The sequence below is a fragment of the Fulvimonas sp. R45 genome, assembly GCF_030504985.1.
GTDB lineage: Bacteria > Pseudomonadota > Gammaproteobacteria > Xanthomonadales > Rhodanobacteraceae > Rhodanobacter_A.
Genome location: NZ_JASERU010000013.1, coordinates 81943 through 98298 on the forward strand (window position 1 = coordinate 81943; position 16356 = coordinate 98298).

General features: G+C 70.9%; 13 protein-coding genes. 10 read left to right on the forward strand and 3 right to left on the reverse strand.

Annotated elements, in window-relative coordinates:
- Positions 1-792 (forward strand): LytTR family DNA-binding domain-containing protein, encoded by a 792-nt coding sequence (locus tag QMK61_RS12465; RefSeq protein WP_302072576.1) that lies wholly within the window; start codon positions 1-3, stop codon positions 790-792.
- A gap of 120 nt (positions 793-912) precedes the next feature.
- On the opposite strand, the gene glnA is transcribed toward QMK61_RS12465, so the two are convergent.
- Together glnA and QMK61_RS12475 are read right to left on the reverse strand one after the other, a co-directional pair.
- Positions 913-2322 (reverse strand): type I glutamate--ammonia ligase, encoded by a 1410-nt coding sequence (gene glnA / locus QMK61_RS12470; RefSeq protein ID WP_302072539.1) that lies wholly within the window; start codon positions 2320-2322, stop codon positions 913-915.
- Between the two features lie 170 nt (positions 2323-2492).
- The gene (locus QMK61_RS12475; RefSeq protein ID WP_302072540.1) at positions 2493-3245 is read right to left on the reverse strand and encodes a TorF family putative porin; all 753 of its coding nucleotides are present in this window, start codon (positions 3243-3245) and stop codon (positions 2493-2495) included.
- Positions 3246-3581: 336 nt separating this feature from the next.
- Between QMK61_RS12475 and QMK61_RS12480 the strand changes: the two genes are divergently transcribed.
- Entirely contained in the window at positions 3582-4376 is a 795-nt protein-coding gene (locus QMK61_RS12480; protein WP_302072541.1) for an undecaprenyl-diphosphate phosphatase, read from the forward strand.
- Here the strand turns inward: QMK61_RS12480 and QMK61_RS12485 are convergent.
- A complete protein-coding gene (locus QMK61_RS12485) occupies positions 4322-5326 on the reverse strand; it encodes a LysR family transcriptional regulator (RefSeq protein WP_302072577.1) in 1005 nt (334 codons plus the stop codon). The two genes, QMK61_RS12480 and QMK61_RS12485, sit on opposite strands and share 55 nt — an antisense overlap.
- Before the next feature lie 146 nt (positions 5327-5472).
- Between QMK61_RS12485 and QMK61_RS12490 the strand changes: the two genes are divergently transcribed.
- The 8 genes from QMK61_RS12490 (at position 5473) to QMK61_RS12525 (ending at position 16201) form a co-directional block, all read left to right on the forward strand.
- On the forward strand, positions 5473-6708 hold the full coding sequence (locus tag QMK61_RS12490) for an efflux RND transporter periplasmic adaptor subunit (protein ID WP_302072542.1): 1236 nt from the start codon (positions 5473-5475) through the stop codon (positions 6706-6708).
- A gap of 141 nt (positions 6709-6849) precedes the next feature.
- Positions 6850-10035: an efflux RND transporter permease subunit gene (locus tag QMK61_RS12495; protein ID WP_302072543.1), complete on the forward strand. Its 3186-nt coding sequence runs from the start codon at positions 6850-6852 to the stop codon at positions 10033-10035.
- Between the two features lies 1 nt (position 10036).
- Entirely contained in the window at positions 10037-11485 is a 1449-nt protein-coding gene (locus tag QMK61_RS12500; RefSeq protein ID WP_302072544.1) for an efflux transporter outer membrane subunit, read from the forward strand.
- Entirely contained in the window at positions 11482-12228 is a 747-nt protein-coding gene (locus QMK61_RS12505; protein ID WP_302072545.1) for an SDR family NAD(P)-dependent oxidoreductase, read from the forward strand. The genes QMK61_RS12500 and QMK61_RS12505 overlap by 4 nt, the downstream gene beginning before the upstream one ends.
- Positions 12229-12245: 17 nt before the next feature.
- Positions 12246-13280, forward strand: coding sequence for an NADP-dependent oxidoreductase (locus QMK61_RS12510; RefSeq protein ID WP_302072546.1), 1035 nt, complete (start codon positions 12246-12248; stop codon positions 13278-13280).
- Positions 13281-13404: 124 nt separating this feature from the next.
- Entirely contained in the window at positions 13405-14277 is an 873-nt protein-coding gene (locus QMK61_RS12515; protein WP_302072547.1) for a DUF2306 domain-containing protein, read from the forward strand.
- A gap of 23 nt (positions 14278-14300) precedes the next feature.
- Positions 14301-15419 carry a histidine kinase gene (locus tag QMK61_RS12520; protein ID WP_302072548.1) on the forward strand — a complete coding sequence of 373 codons (1119 nt, stop codon included), beginning with the start codon at positions 14301-14303 and terminating at the stop codon, positions 15417-15419.
- Positions 15416-16201 carry a LytTR family DNA-binding domain-containing protein gene (locus QMK61_RS12525; RefSeq protein WP_302072549.1) on the forward strand — a complete coding sequence of 262 codons (786 nt, stop codon included), beginning with the start codon at positions 15416-15418 and terminating at the stop codon, positions 16199-16201. Before QMK61_RS12520 ends, QMK61_RS12525 begins: the two co-directional genes overlap by 4 nt.
- Positions 16202-16356 lie beyond the last annotated feature (155 nt).

Here is a 16356-nt window from a genome sequence, read left to right on the forward strand (position 1 = left end):
ATGCCCTTGCGCGTGCTGATCGTGGACGACGAGCCGCCGGCGCGGCTGGCACTGGAGCGCCTGCTGCGCGCGCTGCCCGCGGTGGAAGTGGTCGGCAGCGTGGGCGACGGCCTGGAGGCGCTGCGGCGGCTCGCCGTCACCGATGCCGACCTGCTGCTGCTGGACATCGAGATGCCGGTGCTGGCCGGCATCGAGCTGGCGACGCGGCTGCACCCCGCCGTCACCCCGGTCGTGGTGTTCGTCACCGCCTATCCGCGCTACGCCAGCCGCGCCTTCGACGTGCAGGCGGCCGATTACCTGCTCAAGCCGGTCGCGCCTGCGCGGCTCGCGCTGGCACTGGAACGCGCCCGCGCCCGGCTGGCCGCATGCAACGCCGGGCAGCGCATCGCCGCGCTGGAAGCCGCCCTGCACGCGCTGCGCGCCTCCCCGGCCGCCGCGCAACCCACGCATGTGTGGGTGGAGTTCGGCCGCGGCCGCAAGCGCCTGGCGCTGAACGAGATCGAATGGTTCGCCGCCGACGGCGACTACGTGCAGGCCCATGTCACCGAGCGCAGCTACCTGATGCGCGACAGCCTCAATCACCTGGAAGCGGTGCTGTCCGCGGCGCGCTTCCTGCGCATCCACCGCTCCACGCTGGTCAATCTGGACGCGGTCGATCGCGTGGGTACCGCCGCCAATGGCCAGTTGCTGCTTGCCATGCGCAACGGCGGCACGCTGCCGGTGGGCCGCCGTTCGCGCGGTCGCGTACGCGGCGTCCTCGGCACGCGGGCCTGCCATGATGGAGGGGCGTGACCTCGCCAGCGCGTCGCGCGCCATGTGCGGGAAGCAGGATGGACTCCGCAGCGCCGGCCAGCCGGGCCCACACGGCGCGGCAGGCGAGGGCGCCTTCGCGTCCTCGCCTGCGCCATGCGCCTACAGCGCGTAGTACATCTGGAATTCCAGCGGGTGCGTGCTGGCGCGGTAGCGGGTGACTTCCTGCATCTTCACGCCGATGTAGGCGTCGATGAAGTCGTCGGTGAACACGCCGCCAGCCTTGAGGAAGTCGCGATCCTTGTCCAGCGCGTCCAGCGCCTCGTCGAGGCTGGCGCACACCTGCGGGATGTTCTTCTCCTCTTCCGGCGGCAGGTCGTAGAGATCCTTGTCGGCCGGCGCGCCCGGGTCGATCTTGTTCAGGATGCCGTCGAGGCCGGCCATCATCAGCGCGGTGAACACCAGGTAGCCGGAGTTCATCGGGTCGGGGAAGCGCACCTCGATGCGGCGGCCCTTCGGGCTGGCCACGTAGGGAATGCGGCAGCTCGCCGAGCGGTTGCGCGCGGAGTAGGCCAGCATCACCGGCGCCTCGAAGCCCGGCACCAGGCGCTTGTAGCTGTTGGTGGTGGAGTTGGCGAAGGCGTTGATCGCCTTGGCGTGCTTGAAGATGCCGCCGATGTACCACAGCGCGGTCTGGCTGAGGCCGCCGTAGAGATCGCCGGCGAACAGGTTCTCGCCGTTCTTCGCCAGCGACTGGTGCACGTGCATGCCCGAGCCGTTGTCGCCCACGATGGGCTTGGGCATGAAGGTGACGGTCTTGCCGTTCTGGTGCGCCACGTTCTTGATGACGTACTTCATCGTCAGCAGTTCGTCGGCCTTCTTCACCAGCGTGTTGAACTTCACGCCGATCTCGCACTGGCCGGCGTTGGCCACCTCGTGGTGGTGCACCTCGACCTTCTGGCCCAGCGATTCCAGCACCTTGCACATGTCGGCGCGCAGGTCGCCCAGCGTGTCCACCGGCGACACCGGGAAGTAGCCACCCTTCACCCCGGGGCGGTGGCCCATGTTGCCGTCGTCGTACTTGAAGCGCGAGCTCCAGGCGGCCTCGTTCGACTCGATCTCGTAGAACACGCGACCCATGTCGTTCTGCCAGCGGATCGAGTCGAAGATGAAGAATTCCGGCTCCGGTCCGAAGAAGGCGGTGTCGGCGATGCCGGTGGACTTGAGGTAGGCCTCGCCGCGCTTGGCGATCGAGCGCGGGTCGCGGCCGTAGGCCTGCAGCGTGCTCGGCTCCAGCACGTCGCAATGCAGCACCAGCTGGGTGTGCTGGCTGAACGGGTCGAGGTAGGCGGTGTCCGGGTCGGGCATGAGGATCATGTCCGACTCGTTGATGCCCTTCCAGCCGGTGATCGAGGAGCCGTCGAACATCTTGCCGTCCTCGAAGGTCGACTCGTCGATGGCGTGTGCCGGGAAGGTCACGTGGTGGTGCTTGCCGAGCATGTCGGCGAAGCGCAGGTCGACGAACTCGACCTCGTGTTCCTGGATCAGGTCGAGCACTTGCTGGGCGGTCATGGAGGAACCTCGGCGGTGGTTGACGCGTGGATCGGAGCAAGGGCCATGCCAGGCACGGAAAACCTTGGCAGACAGGCTACTAGCATCGACGCGGCCCTGCTGAAGGCACCATAATGGAGCAAACGTGGCGAAAAACGCACCACATTGAACCATGCGTCCCCTGGCCGGGCTCAGAAGGTCCGGCTCACGCCCAGCACCAGGGTGGCCCGGCCCAGGTAACGGCCACGCGCATCGGTGTAGACGGCGCGGCGGGCATCGGTGTCGTACCAGGCCAGCGTCGCCGTCCAGTCACGGCCCAGGGTGCGCGTCACGCCCAGCTTCCAGTCGGTGTACGAGGCTTCGCCGTGGCGGGCCACGCGCTGGCGGCCCACGTGCGCGTCGAATTGCCAACCCGGCGCCAGCGCCCGGCTCCAGGCCAGGTCGAGATAGCCGCTGTGCCGGCTGCCCGGCACGCCGAACAGGTTGCCGAATGACAAGGCGTATTTCAGCGTCAGCGCCTTCCAGCCCAGCGCCGCGTAGCCTTCCAGCGTGCGTGGCTGCGTGTAGTCGTGCGGATAGCTGCCGGGGTAGTCGTACGCGTACAGGCCGGCGTCGCCGCGCCAGTCGCCGCCGAGGCTGCCGCGCCAGCCGGCCCAGGCGTCCAGTTCCACGCTGCTGGAGACCGGCCGCGCCGGCGTCGAACCGTCCGACAGCCAGCTGACGTTGCTGCCCCAGCCGCCGAGATACCAGCCACCGGCACCCTCGTACTCGGCCCCGGCCTGCGCGGCTGGACGGTGACCGGTCTGCGAGAGGCCGCGGAACAGGTAATCACTCGCCAGCGCGACGCTGCCCGCGAGCGTTCCCGCCGGCGCATCCGCGGCGGGCAGCCCCGCGGCAGCCAGCATGGCGACCAGCGCGAGCGCGCGTTTCGTGCCTCGGACCATCGTCGTCTCCCCGGAAAGTGCGCGCGACTTCGTACGGACGTCTAGACGTCCATATGCAAGGCGGCACGACCATGCCGCAGGGAAGCACCAGCAAGTTGCGTGCCGACGGGCCGCCGGCCCGCCGTGCGGCCGTGCGCATGGAAGGCACGCGCGACTGCGCCAGCACGGGGATTCCGCGGCCCCGAAGCGGTGCAAGGCGCCTTCCGCCGGGTGCGAGATGAAGCGCCGGCAAACGGCCCGCTCCCGGCCTTGCGTCGCGCCCCGACGCCGGCCCGTCTGCCGCTAAGCTATGCGCTCTTTTTGCCGCCGCCGCGGCCAGCCTACGGACCCGCTCCCGTGACCGACCTCATCCACGTCATCCTGCTCGGCATCATCGAAGGCATCACCGAGTTCCTGCCGATCTCCTCCACCGGCCACCTGCTGATCGCCGAACACTGGCTGGGCGCGCGTTCCGACCTGTTCAACGTGGGCATCCAGGCCGGCGCGATCCTGGCCATCACGCTGGTGTACTGGAAGCGCATCTGGCAGCTGCTCACCGGCTGGCGCGACCCGGCCACGCGCGACTACCTGGCCAAGCTGGTGGTCGCCTTCCTGATCACCTGCGTGCTGGGCCTGGTCGCCACGCACTACGGCTTCAAGCTGCCGGAGACGGTGACGCCGATCGCCTGGGCGCTGGTGATCGGCGGCCTGTGGATGATCGGCGCGGAGCAGATCGCGGCGCGCCAGCCGGACCGCAGGGAGGTGACCTGGACGGTGGCCATCCTGGTCGGCGTGGCGCAGATGGTGGCGGGCATCTTCCCCGGCACCTCGCGCTCGGGCGCCACCATCTTCACCGCCTTGCTGTTCGGCACCAGCAACCGCCCGGCAGCCACCGAGTTCTCGTTCCTGGTCGGCATTCCCACCATGTACGCGGCCACCGGCTATGAACTGCTGAAGGTGCTGAAGGGCGGCGGCGCGGCGCACGAGGACTGGACCGCGCTGGCGGTCGGCTTCCTGGTCTCGCTGGTGGTCGCCTTCGCCGCGGTGAAGTGGCTGCTCGGCTACATCCGCAGCCACCGCTACACCGCGTTCGCGGTCTACCGCATCGCGCTCGGCGTCGCGCTGCTGCTGCTGATGCCGACCGGCGCCTGAGCCGCCGCCGGCAGCGCCTCCATGCCGGCCTTGCAGCCCACCTTGCAGGCCGGCACGTTGGTGCGCTGGAACAGCTCGTGCACCCACTCGATGAAGGCCTGCACGCGGGCGGACAGGTGTTTCTTCTGCGGGTAGACGATCCACACCGGCGAGCCGGTGGAGATGGTGTCTTCCATGATGACCCGCAGCTTGCCGTAGCCGATCGCGCTGGCGGCCAGCCAGTGCGGCACCTGGATGATGCCCAGCCCGGCGATCGCCGCCTGGATCACCGATTCGCCGTCGTTGATCAGCAGGTGCGCGTCGATGTCCAGCGCGATGCGTCCGTCCGGCGTGTCGAACTGCCACTGATAGGGGCGGCCGCTGGTCGGGTAGATGTAGTTGATGCAGCGGTGCTGCCTGAGGTCGTCGATGCTGGCGGGCGCGCCGTGCCGTTCGAGGTAGCCCGGCGACGCGCACAGCACGTTGCTGAAGTAGCCCAGCTTGCGCGCGATCAGGTTGGAATCCTCCAGCTCGCCCATACGGATCGCGCAATCGATGCCTTCCTCGATCAGGCCGATGTTGCGGTCGCTCATCGACAGCTCCAGCCGGATGTCCGGGTAGCGCGCCTCGAATTCGGCCAGGTTGGGGATCAGCGCGGCGCGGCCCACCGACACGTTCACCGCCACGCGCAGCTTGCCCTTCGGCCTGGTGCGGGCGTAGTTCAGCGCCTCCACCGCCTCGCCGAGGTCGGCCAGGATGTCCTTGCAGCGCTGGTAGAACGACTCGCCGTCGTCGGTGAGCCGCAACGCCCGCGTGCTGCGGAACAGCAGGCGCACGCCGATCTGTTCCTCCAGCCGCGACACCGCCCGGCTCACCCCGGAAGGGGTCATGCCGAGCTGGGCGGCGGCGGCCGCAAAACTTTTCGCCTCGACCACGCGGACGAAGCTTGAAATTGCCGAGAAGTCTTCCATACCGGTCATTATGCGGTCATTCGTGATTCGCGGTCACGATTGGCATGCGTCTGAAGTGGGTTAACTGTACCGTACAGTATTTATATTATCGCGCTCCCCGCCGTGCTGCATCGCCGCACGGCCCCCATCCCCAGGGAGCGTGACGGATGAAGAAGAAACTGATCCTGGCCGGCCTCGCCATCGTGGCGGTGGCCGGCAGCTGGGCCCTGCTGGGCAGCCATGGCAGCACTCATGCCCAGGCCGCCGCCGGCGGCCCGCCCGAGGTGACCGTGGCGCCGGCCCTGCTGCGCCCGGTGAGCGACAGCGCCGAGTTCACCGGCCGCGTGCAGCCGGTGGACAGCGTGGACGTGCGTCCCCGCGTCGGCGGCTACATCGACGCGGTGGCGTTCAAGGAAGGCGCCCTGGTGCACAAGGGCGACGTGCTGTTCCGCATCGATCCGCGCCCGTTCCAGGCCGAGGTGGACCGCCTGGCCGCCCAGCGCGACCAGGCCAGCGCGAACCTGAAGCTGGCCCGCGACAACGCCGACCGCGCCCGCCGCCTGCTGGCCCAGCACGCCATCGCCCAGGCCGAGGCCGACCGCCAGGCCACCGCGGCGCAGAGCGCGCAGGCCGAGCTGGCCGCGGCCGAGGCGGCGCTGGCGTCGGCGAAGCTCAACCTGGGCTTCACCCAGGTGCGTGCGCCGATCGATGGCCGCGTCAGCAACGTGCGCGTCACCCCGGGCAACCTGGTCGGCAGCAGCGACGTGCTTACCAGCGTGGTGTCGGTGAACCCGGTCTACGTGTACTTCGACGTGGACGAACACACCTGGCTGAAGCTCGACCACCTGCGCGCGGCCGCGCACCGCGACGGCCGCGCGCCGCGCATCGAGGCGGCGATGGCGCTGGCCGACGAGACCGGCTACCCACACGCGGGCCGGCTGGACTTCGTCGACAACCAGCTGCACGCCGACTCCGGCACCATGCGGCTGCGCGCGGTGTTCGACAACCGCGACGGCCTGTTCACCCCCGGCCTGTACGCCCGCGTGCGCCTGCAGAGCGGCCAGCCGCAGCCGCGCCTGCTGATCGACGACCGTGCGGTGGGCACCGACCTCGGCAACCAGTTCGTCTACGTACTCGACGCCGCGCACAAGGTGCAGTACCGCAAGGTCAGCACCGGCCCGCTGTACCACGGCCTGCGCGTGGTGGACAGCGGCCTGAAGGCCGGCGACGTGGTGGTGGTGAACGGCCTGCAGCACGTGCGTCCGGGCGTCGAGGTGAATCCCAAGCAGGTGGCGATGACCTACCGGCTGGACGCCGGCGACAAGGCGGTGGTGGAGGCGTCCGGCAACGACGACTCACGCACCGCGATGGCTACGCCGCCCGCCCACGACCCGCAAGGCTGAACGCCTCCCTCCCCTGCGTGCAGCAGGGGAGGGCCGGGGTGGGGTGCAGCCCACCAGCGAAAACCACCCCCTCCCAACCTCCCCCTGCACGCAGGGGGAGGAGCCAAACGCCGCCACTGGCAAGGCACTCAAGGATTTCCCATGAAAAACATCGCCCAGTTTTTCGTCGACCGGCCGATCATGGCCGCGGTGCTGTCGCTGCTGTTCGTCATCACCGGCGGCATCGCGGTCTTCCAGCTGCCGATCAGCGAATACCCCGAGGTCGTGCCGCCCACCGTGGTGGTCAAGGCCAACTATCCCGGCGCCAACCCCAAGGTGATCGCCGAGACCGTCGCCACCCCGCTGGAGGAGCAGATCAACGGCGTGGAGGGCATGCTGTACTCGTCCTCGCAGGCCACCAGCGACGGCGTGATGACGCTGACCGTGACCTTCGCGCTCGGCACCGACCTCAGCACCGCCCAGGTGGAGGTGCAGAACCGCGTGGCGCAGGCGCTGCCGCGGCTGCCCGAGGAAGTGCAGCGGCTCGGCGTGACCACGCAGAAGAGCTCGCCCGACCTCACCATGGTGGTGCACCTCACCTCGCCCGACCAGCGCTACGACATGCTGTACCTGTCCAACTACGCGCGGCTGCACGTGAAGGACGTGCTCAGCCGCCTGAACGGCGTGGGCGACGTGCAGATCTTCGGCGCCGGCGAGTATTCCATGCGCGTGTGGCTGGACCCGAACAAGCTGGCCCAGCGCGGCCTGACCACCGGCGACGTGGTGAACGCGATCCGCGAGCAGAACGTGCAGGTGGCCGCCGGCGCGCTGAATGCGCCGCCGGTGCGCGGCGACGCCGACTTCCAGCTCAACATCAACACCCAGGGCCGGCTGGCCACGGTCGACGACTTCCGCAACATCATCGTGCGCACCGACCACGACGGCAGCGTGGTGCACCTGCGCGACGTGGCGCGGGTGGAGCTGGGTTCCAACCAGTACGCCCTGCGCAGCCTGCTGGACAACCAGCCGGCGGTGGCGATCCCGATCTTCGCGCGGCCCGGCTCCAACGCGATCCAGATCTCCGACGAGGTGCGCGCCACCATGGCGCAGCTGAAGAAGGAGTTCCCGCAGGGCGTGGACTACCACATCGTGTACGACCCGACGGTGTTCGTGCGCGGCTCGATCGAGGCGGTGGCGCACACCCTGCTGGAAGCGATCGCGCTGGTGGTGCTGGTGGTGATCCTGTTCCTGCAGACCTGGCGCGCGTCCGTCATTCCGCTGATCGCGGTGCCGGTGTCGCTGATCGGCACCTTCGCGGTGATGTACCTGGTCGGCTTCTCGCTCAACGCATTGAGCCTGTTCGGCATGGTGCTGGCGATCGGCATCGTGGTGGATGACGCCATCGTGGTGGTCGAGAACGTGGAGCGGCACATCGAGTTGGGCCAGTCGCCGAAGGAGGCCACGCGCAAGGCGATGCGCGAGGTCACCGGGCCGATCGTGGCCACGGCGCTGGTACTGTGCGCGGTGTTCATTCCCACCGCCTTCATCAGCGGCCTCACCGGCCAGTTCTACCGCCAGTTCGCGCTGACCATCGCGATCTCCACGGTGATCTCGGCGTTCAACTCGCTGACCCTCAGCCCGGCGCTGTCGGCGATCCTGCTGCTGCCGCACGGCGCGCCGAAGGACCGCCTCACCCGCGCCATCGACCGCGCGTTCGGCTGGCTGTTCCGCCCGTTCAACCGCCTGTTCCACCGCGGCGCGGAACGCTACGTGGCAGGCACCCGCCGGCTGCAGGGCAAGGGCCCGGCCGCGCTGGTGGTGTACGCCGGCCTGATCGCGCTGACCGCGTTCGGCTTCTGGCACGTGCCCACCGGCTTCGTGCCCACGCAAGACAAGCAGTACCTGGTGTCCTTCGCGCAGCTGCCCGACGCCGCCTCGCTGGACCGCACCGAGGACGTGATCAAGCGCATGTCGGCGATCGCGCTGAAACAGCCGGGCGTGCAGAGCGCGGTGGCGTTCCCGGGCCTGTCGATCAACGGCTTCACCAACGCCTCCAACTCGGGCATCGTGTTCGTCACGCTGAAGCCGTTCGACGAGCGGCGCAGCGCGGACCTGTCCGCCGGCGCCATCGCCGGCGCGCTGAACGCGAAGTACGCGGCGATCCAGGACGCCTACATCGCGGTGTTCCCGCCGCCGCCGGTGATGGGCCTGGGCACGATCGGCGGCTTCCGCATCCAGATCGAGGACCGCGGCCAGCTCGGCTTCGACGCGTTGTACAAGCAGACCCAGGACCTGATCGCGGCCAGCCGCAAGGATCCCGCCCTGGCCGGGCTGTTCTCCAGCTTCCAGGTCAGCGTGCCGCAGGTGGACGTGGACGTGGACCGCGAGAAGGCCAAGGCCGAAGGCGTGGACCTGGGCGACGCCTACCAGACCATGCAGGCCTACCTCGGCTCGCTCTACGTCAACGACTTCAACCGCTTCGGCCGCACCTACCAGGTAAACGTGTCCGCCGAGCCGTCGTTCCGCCACGACCTGGAGGACATCAGCCAGCTGAAGACGCGCAACGCCAAGGGTGACATGGTGCCGCTGGGTTCCTTCGTCACCGTGAAGCGCGGCGCCGGTCCGGACCGCGTGCAGCACTACAACGGCTACCCCACCGCCGAGATCAACGGCGGCCCGGCGCCGGGCTTCAGCTCGGGCCAGGCGCAGGCGGCGATGGAGAAGCTGGCTGCGGAGCACCTCCCGAACGGCATGAGCTACGAGTGGACCGAGCTGACCTACCAGCAGATCCTGGCCGGCAACACCGCGGTACTGGTGTTCCCGCTGTGCGTGCTGCTGGTGTTCCTGGTGCTGTCCTCGCTGTACGAGAGCTGGTCGCTGCCGCTGGCGGTGATCCTGATCGTGCCGATGGTGCTGCTGTCCGCGATCGCCGGCGTGTGGCTGTCGGGCGGCGACAACAACATCTTCACCCAGATCGGCCTGATCGTGCTGGTGGGCCTGGCGTGCAAGAACGCGATCCTGATCGTGGAGTTCGCCCGCGAGCGCCAGCACGAGGGCATGAGCCGCCACGAGGCGGTGCTGGAGGCGGCCAGGCTGCGGCTGCGCCCGATCCTGATGACCTCGATCGCCTTCATCATGGGCGTGGTGCCGCTGGTCACCTCGCACGGCGCCGGCGCGGAGATGCGCCACGCGATGGGCGTGGCGGTGTTCTCCGGCATGCTCGGCGTCACCCTGTTCGGGCTGATCTACACCCCGCTGTTCTACGTCGTGATTCGCGCCCTGGTGGAGCGCCGCGAAGCGCGCAAGCGCGCGCAGGCGAGCGCACGGCCGGCGCTGGAGGGCCATTGAGATGACACGTTTGCTACGCAGTACCGCACTGTTCGCCGCGCTCGCGCTGGCCGGCTGCGCCAGCGTCGGGCCCGACTACAAGGCGCCCGCCGCGCCCACGCCGCAGCTGCAGGGACTGGACGCGGCGCGCGAAAGCGCCGCGCAGTTCCAGGCCGCGTGGTGGAAGCAGTTCGGCGACCCGACGCTGGACGCCTTGATCCAGCGCGCCGCCGCCGGCAACCTCGACCTACGCATCGCCCAGGCGCGGCTGGCCGAATCGCGCGCCCTGCTGGGCGGCGCGAAGTCGCAGCAGTGGCCCACCCTCGACGCCGGCGCCAGCTACACCCGCAGCCGCGAGCAGACGCCCGGCGTCAGCGACCAGCGCAACACGGTGACCGCCTACCAGGCCGGCTTCGACGCCAGCTGGGAGATCGACCTGTTCGGTGGCGTGCGCCGCTCGGTGGAAGCCGCGCGGGCCGACCTCGGCGCCGGCGAGGCCGCGCTGCAGGGCGCGCAGGTGAGCCTGTTCGCCGAGGTGGCGCGCAACTACTTCGAGCTGCGCGGCACCCAGCAGCGGCAGGCCATCGCCGAACGCGACATCGCCAACCTGCGCGACACGCTGAAGCTGATCCAGGCCCGCGCCGAGGTGGGCACCGCCTCGGAGCAGGACGTGGCCAGCGCCCGGGCGCGGCTCAGCGCGGTGGAAGCCCAGCTGCCGCTGCTGGACATGCAGGCGCATGCCGGCGAGTACCGCCTGGCCGTGCTGCTGGGCGAGCAGCCCGGCGCGCTCGACGTCGACGTCTCGCCCAAGACGTTCAAGCCGATCGACGCCGTGCTGCCGATCGGCGCCGCCGGCGACGTGCTGTCGCGCCGTCCCGACGTGCGCATCGCCGAGCGCGAATACGCCGCCGCCACCGCGCGCATCGGCGTGGCCAAGGCGGACTTCTTCCCGCACATCTCGCTGGGCGGCTTCCTCGGCTTCCTCGCCGGGCGCAGCAACGACTTCGGCAGCCCCGCCACGCGCGCCTGGTCGATCGCGCCCAGCATCACCTGGCAGGGCCTGAACGTGCAGCGCGTGCGCAGCGAGCTGCACGCCGCCGAGGCGCGCGCCGACGCGGCGCAGGCCGGCTACCGGCGCACCGTGCTGGAGGCGATCGAGGACGTGGACAACGCCGTGGTCGGCTACAACCAGCAGCATGCACGGGTGGAGAAGCTGGTCGAGCAGGCGCAGCAGAGCCGCCGCGCCGCCAAGCTGGCCAAGGTGCGCTACGAGCAGGGCGCCACCGGCTTCCTCGAACTGCTGGACGCCGAGCGCGTGCAACTGGCCGCCGAGGACGACCTGGCCCAGGCGCAGAGCGCCATCGACACCCGCGCGGTGGCGCTGTACAAGGCGCTGGGCGGCGGCTGGCAGGCCTGCGGCGACGCCCGCTGCACGCAGGTGGCGCAACCGGCCGTGGCCGACGCGCCATGAACGCGCCGCCGCGCCGGGAGGCGGACGCCGACCCGCTCCCGCCCACCCACCGCGTGGCGCTGGTCACCGGCGCCAACCGCGGGCTGGGCTTCGAGGTGGTGCGCCAGCTGGCCGCGCGCGGCTACAGCGTGCTGCTGGGCGCGCGCGATTCCGCCAAGGGGCGTGAAGCGGCGAAGCACCTCGCCGGCCTGCCCGGCGAGGTGGTGCCGGTGCGGCTGGACGTGACCCGCCCCGACCACGTCGCCGGCCTGGCCACGCGCATCGAGCGCGACTACCGCCGCCTCGACGTGCTGGTGAACAACGCCGGCGGCCACGCCGACCGCGAGGCGCGCGCCGAGACCGCGTCGCCCGACGACGTGCGCGCGGCGCTGGAAACGAACCTGCTCGGCGCCTGGCAGCTCTGTCGCGCGCTGCTGCCGCTGATGCGCCGGCACCGCTACGGCCGCATCGTCAACGTCACCAGCGGCTGCGCCGCCAGCATGGCGCCCGACGCCATCGGCTACCCCGCCTACCGGGTGTCGAAGGCCGCGCTCAACGCCTGGACCCGCGCGCTGGCCGCGGAACTCGCCGGCAGCGGCATCCTCGTCAACGCGGTCTGCCCCGGCTGGGTCGCCACCGGCCTGGGCGGCCCCGGCGGCGGCCCGGTCGAACGCGGCGCCGCCGGCATCGTGGCCGCGGCCTGCCTGCCCGAACCCGGCGTCAACGGCGCGCTGCTGCGCGACGGGCAACGCATCCCGTGGTAACCCGCGAGGACCGAAGCATGCCGCAAACCGGCCACGTCAACCGCCGCGTGCTGCTCGCCCGCCGCCCGCACGGCCTGCCGACGGCGCAGGACTTCCGCCTCGACGAGACGCCCGTGCCCGAGCCGGGGGAAGGCCAGCTGCTGCTGCGCACGCTGTATCTCTCGCTCGACCCCTACATGCGCAACCTGATGGACGAGGGCGGCACCCGCTACGCGTCCGCAGTGCCGCTGGGCGCGCCGATGGTGGGCGGCACGGTGAGCCGCGTGACCGCGTCCCGCCATCCCGGCTTCCGCGCCGGCGAACTGGTGCTGGGCAACGCCGGCTGGCAGGACTACGCGCTGTCCGACGGCAGCGGACTCACGCCGCTCGGCGACATGCCGCAACCTTCGCTGGCGCTGGGCGCGCTCGGCATGCCCGCGTTCACCGCCTACGTCGGCCTGCTCGACATCGGCCAGCCGCAGCCGGGCGAGACCGTGGCGGTGGCCGCCGCCACCGGCGCAGTGGGCGCGATGGTGGGCCAGATCGCGAAGCTGAAGGGCGCGCGCGTGGTCGGCATCGCCGGCGGCGCGGACAAGTGCCGCCACGCGGTGGAACGGCTCGGCTTCGACGCCTGCCTCGACCGCCATGCGCCACAGTTGGCCGAACGGCTCGCCGCGGCCTGCCCGGACGGCATCGACGTGTACTTCGAGAACGTGGGCGGCGAGGTGCTGGACGCCGTGCTGCCCCTGCTCAACGACCATGCGCGCGTGCCGGTGTGCGGCTTCATCGCGCACTACAACGACGTCACGCCGCCGGTCGGCCCCGACCTGCGTCCCGCGCTGCTCGCCGCCGTGCTGCAGCGGCGCATCCGCATGCAGGGCTTCATCATCCTCGACCATTACGCCGATCGCTTCGACGCCTTCCGACACGAGATGACCGCCTGGATCGCGCAGGGCCGGGTACAGCCGCTGGAAGACGTGGTGGATGGGCTGGAACAGGCGCCGGCCGCCTTCATCGGCCTGTTGCAGGGGCACAACTTCGGCAAGCGGGTGGTGCGCGTCGCCGGGGAATGAGCGTCCGCTCGTCCGCGCCTGGCGCGCTTCGTCTCCCCCGTCCCGCGTTTCGTCGCGATGCCGGCTGCACGCCGGTGCGCACGGCTGCAAGGCTGCTCGCCGACGCAACGCCGGAGATGCCGCCATGCACGCCCACGCCACCGCCGCCAGCGCGGACCGCCTCGCCACGGATCGCACTGCCGACCGCACCGCGCCACGTCCACACGCAGCGACGGCGTTGCGCGCGACCGGCATCGCCTGGTTCGCCCTGGCGGCGCTGGGGCAATTGCTGTTCGCCGCCTACGTGCTGGGCTTCTACGGCCGGCTGGCGCTGCAGGGCCGGCCGCAGGACTGGGACCGGGTGCTGCCGCACGGCTACGTGGCGGGCGACGCCTGGTTCAACCTGGTGCTGGCCGTGCACCTGCTGTTCGCGGTGGCGGTGATCGCGGGCGGCCTGCTGCAGTTCGTGCCGCGCATCCGCCGCGCGGCGCCGGCCTTCCATCGCTGGAACGGCCGCGCCTACCTGCTGCTGTGCGCGGTGCTGGCGCTCGGCGGACTGGACATGGTGTGGGTGCGCGGCGGGGTGGTGGGCGACGTGTGGCAGCACCTCGGGATCAGCCTCGACGCGCTGCTGATCCTCGGCTTCGCCGGCGCGGCCTGGCGCTGCGCCCGCGCGCGCCGCATCGACGCGCACCGGCGCTGGGCGCTGCGGCTGTTCCTGGCGGTGAGCGGGGTGTGGTTCTTCCGCGTCGGCCTGATGGGCTGGCTGGTGGTGAACGGCGGTCCGGCCGGCTTCGACCCGGACCGCTTCACGGGGCCGACGCTGACCGTGCTGTCGTTCGCGCAGACCCTGCTCCCGCTGGGCGTGTTGCAGCTTTATCTGCACGCCCAGCGGCGCGATTCGCCGCGGCTGCGGCTCGCGGTCGCCGCCGGGCTGGCCGGGCTGACGCTGCTGATGCTGCTCGGCATCGGCGCGGCCACGGCATTCATGTGGCTGCCGCAGATGGCGAAGGCGTAGCCCCGCAGGCGCGCGCTCCGCCGATGCCGCAGCACGATCGCCTGGACTATGCTCGCGCCATGTCCGCCGCCGTTCCCATCCCCGCGCAACCGCATGGCCTGGCCCTGCTGCTGGGCTGGCGGCGCGTGACGTTCGCGCTGGGCGCGGCGCTGGCGCTGGGCCTGCCGTTCGCCTTCCGCTGGCCGGACGGACCGCTGCCGCTGCTCGGCCTCACCGCCACGCTCGGCCTGCTGGCCATGTTGGCGTACGGCGTGTTCGAGCAATGGCCGCGCCGGCTGCCGTCCTGGCTGGCGCGCTGGGCGTTGCAGGTCGGCGCGGTGGCGCTGGCGATGCCGCTGGGCATGTCGGCGCTGTACCTGTTGGTGGCTACGCCGGGTTCGCCGCCGTTCTGGCGTGGACTGGAACAACTCAACGACTGCGTGATCCTCACCTTGATCGCGCTGCTGCTGGCGCCGTGGCTGGCACTGGCGGCGCTGCTGCGGCGACAGGGCGCGCTGGCCCGCCACCAGGCGCTGGCCTTCGCGCTGGAACGCAGCGAACTGGAACGCCAGGCGCTGCAGGCGCGGCTGCACCTGCTGCAGGCGCAGGTGGCGCCGCATTTCCTGTTCAACACGCTGGCCAACGTGCAGGCGCTGGTCGACGCCGGCTCGCCGCAGGCGTCCGCCGTGCTGCGCCGGCTGGTGGCCTACCTGCGCGCGGCCGCGCCGCGCCTGCACGAGCCGGTCGCCACGCTGGGCCGCGAGGTGGAACTGGCGCGCGCCTACCTGGAACTGATGCACCTGCGCATGCCCGACCGCCTCGCCTTCGCGCTGCACGCGGACGAACACGCACTGGCGCTGCGCTGCCCCGCGATGACCCTGCTGACCCTGGTGGAAAACGCGGTACGCCACGGCATCGACCCCGGCGAGGACGGCGGCCGCATTGACGTGCGGGTGCAGCGACAGGACGGGCGTTGCGTGGTCTGTGTCGACGACACCGGCATCGGCCTGCAACCGTCGTCCGGCGCGGGCAGCGGACTGGCCACGTTGCGCGAACGCCTGCGCCTGCTGTTCGGCGATGACGCCGCGTTGCGCATCGAGGCGCGCCAGCCGCACGGCGTGCGCGCCCTGCTGGAGTTCCCCGCGCAGGCGGCGGACCCGTGACCACCACGCACCCTACGGCGCTGGTCGCCGACGACGAACCGCTACTGCGCGAGGCGCTGGTGCGCCAGCTCGCGCAGGCCTGGCCCGCGCTGCGCGTGGTGGCGCAGGCGCGCAACGGGCGCGAGGCGGTGCAGCAGTTCGAGGAACACCGTCCCGACGTGTGCTTCCTCGACGTGCACATGCCCGGCCTGTCCGGCATCGAGGCGGCGCGCCATATCGGCGGGCACGCGCAACTGGTGTTCGTCACCGCCTACGACCACTACGCCGTGCAGGCCTTCGAGCAGGGCGCGCTCGACTACCTGGTGAAGCCGGTGGAGCCGGAACGGCTGGCCGCCACGGTCGCGCGGCTGCAAACGCGATGGCAGGCCGCGGCGCCCGTGCCCGGCATCGAACAACTGCTGCAACGGCTGGCCGCGCAGTTGCAGGGCGAAGCCGGCCGCGCGCCGCTGCGCTGGCTGCGCGCCCAGGTGGGGCAGGCGGTGCGGCTGATCGCGGTGGAGGAAATCGACTACCTGCGCTCCGACGCGAAATACACCCGCATCGCCTGGCGCGGCGACGATGGCCGGCCCGGCGAGGCGGTGGTCGGCACGCCGCTGAAGGCACTGGCGGCGCAACTCGATGCCACGCGCTTCGCCCAGGTGCACCGCTCGGTGGTGGTGAACCTCGGCGCGGTCAGCCACGTCGTGCGCAACGCGCAAGACACCGCCAGCATCCACCTGCGCGGCCGCGACGAGACGCTGCCGGTGAGTCGTCGCTACCTGCATCTGTTTCGCACGATGTAGGTGGGTGGGCTTCAGGTACCCACCTGCTCACGACCTCCAAGCGTTCCCCCCGTCATCCCAGCGGCTCTCAACGGCCAAAGGGCCGGTCAAGCTGGGATCCAGTGCCTCTGGGCTTTGGGGGAAAGTCACTGGATTCCTGCTTGCGCAGGAATGAC

Coding starts and splice junctions, on each gene's coding strand:
- QMK61_RS12505 (WP_302072545.1), top strand. CDS start 11,482: ATGAACGCGCCGCCGCGCCGGGAGGCGGACGCCGACCCGCTCCCGCCC.
- QMK61_RS12475 (WP_302072540.1), bottom strand. CDS start 3,245: ATGGTCCGAGGCACGAAACGCGCGCTCGCGCTGGTCGCCATGCTGGCT.
- QMK61_RS12500 (WP_302072544.1), top strand. CDS start 10,037: ATGACACGTTTGCTACGCAGTACCGCACTGTTCGCCGCGCTCGCGCTG.
- QMK61_RS12485 (WP_302072577.1), bottom strand. CDS start 5,326: ATGGAAGACTTCTCGGCAATTTCAAGCTTCGTCCGCGTGGTCGAGGCG.
- QMK61_RS12465 (WP_302072576.1), top strand. CDS start 1: ATGCCCTTGCGCGTGCTGATCGTGGACGACGAGCCGCCGGCGCGGCTG.
- QMK61_RS12520 (WP_302072548.1), top strand. CDS start 14,301: ATGCCGCAGCACGATCGCCTGGACTATGCTCGCGCCATGTCCGCCGCC.
- QMK61_RS12510 (WP_302072546.1), top strand. CDS start 12,246: ATGCCGCAAACCGGCCACGTCAACCGCCGCGTGCTGCTCGCCCGCCGC.
- QMK61_RS12490 (WP_302072542.1), top strand. CDS start 5,473: ATGAAGAAGAAACTGATCCTGGCCGGCCTCGCCATCGTGGCGGTGGCC.
- QMK61_RS12515 (WP_302072547.1), top strand. CDS start 13,405: ATGCACGCCCACGCCACCGCCGCCAGCGCGGACCGCCTCGCCACGGAT.
- glnA (WP_302072539.1), bottom strand. CDS start 2,322: ATGACCGCCCAGCAAGTGCTCGACCTGATCCAGGAACACGAGGTCGAG.
- QMK61_RS12495 (WP_302072543.1), top strand. CDS start 6,850: ATGAAAAACATCGCCCAGTTTTTCGTCGACCGGCCGATCATGGCCGCG.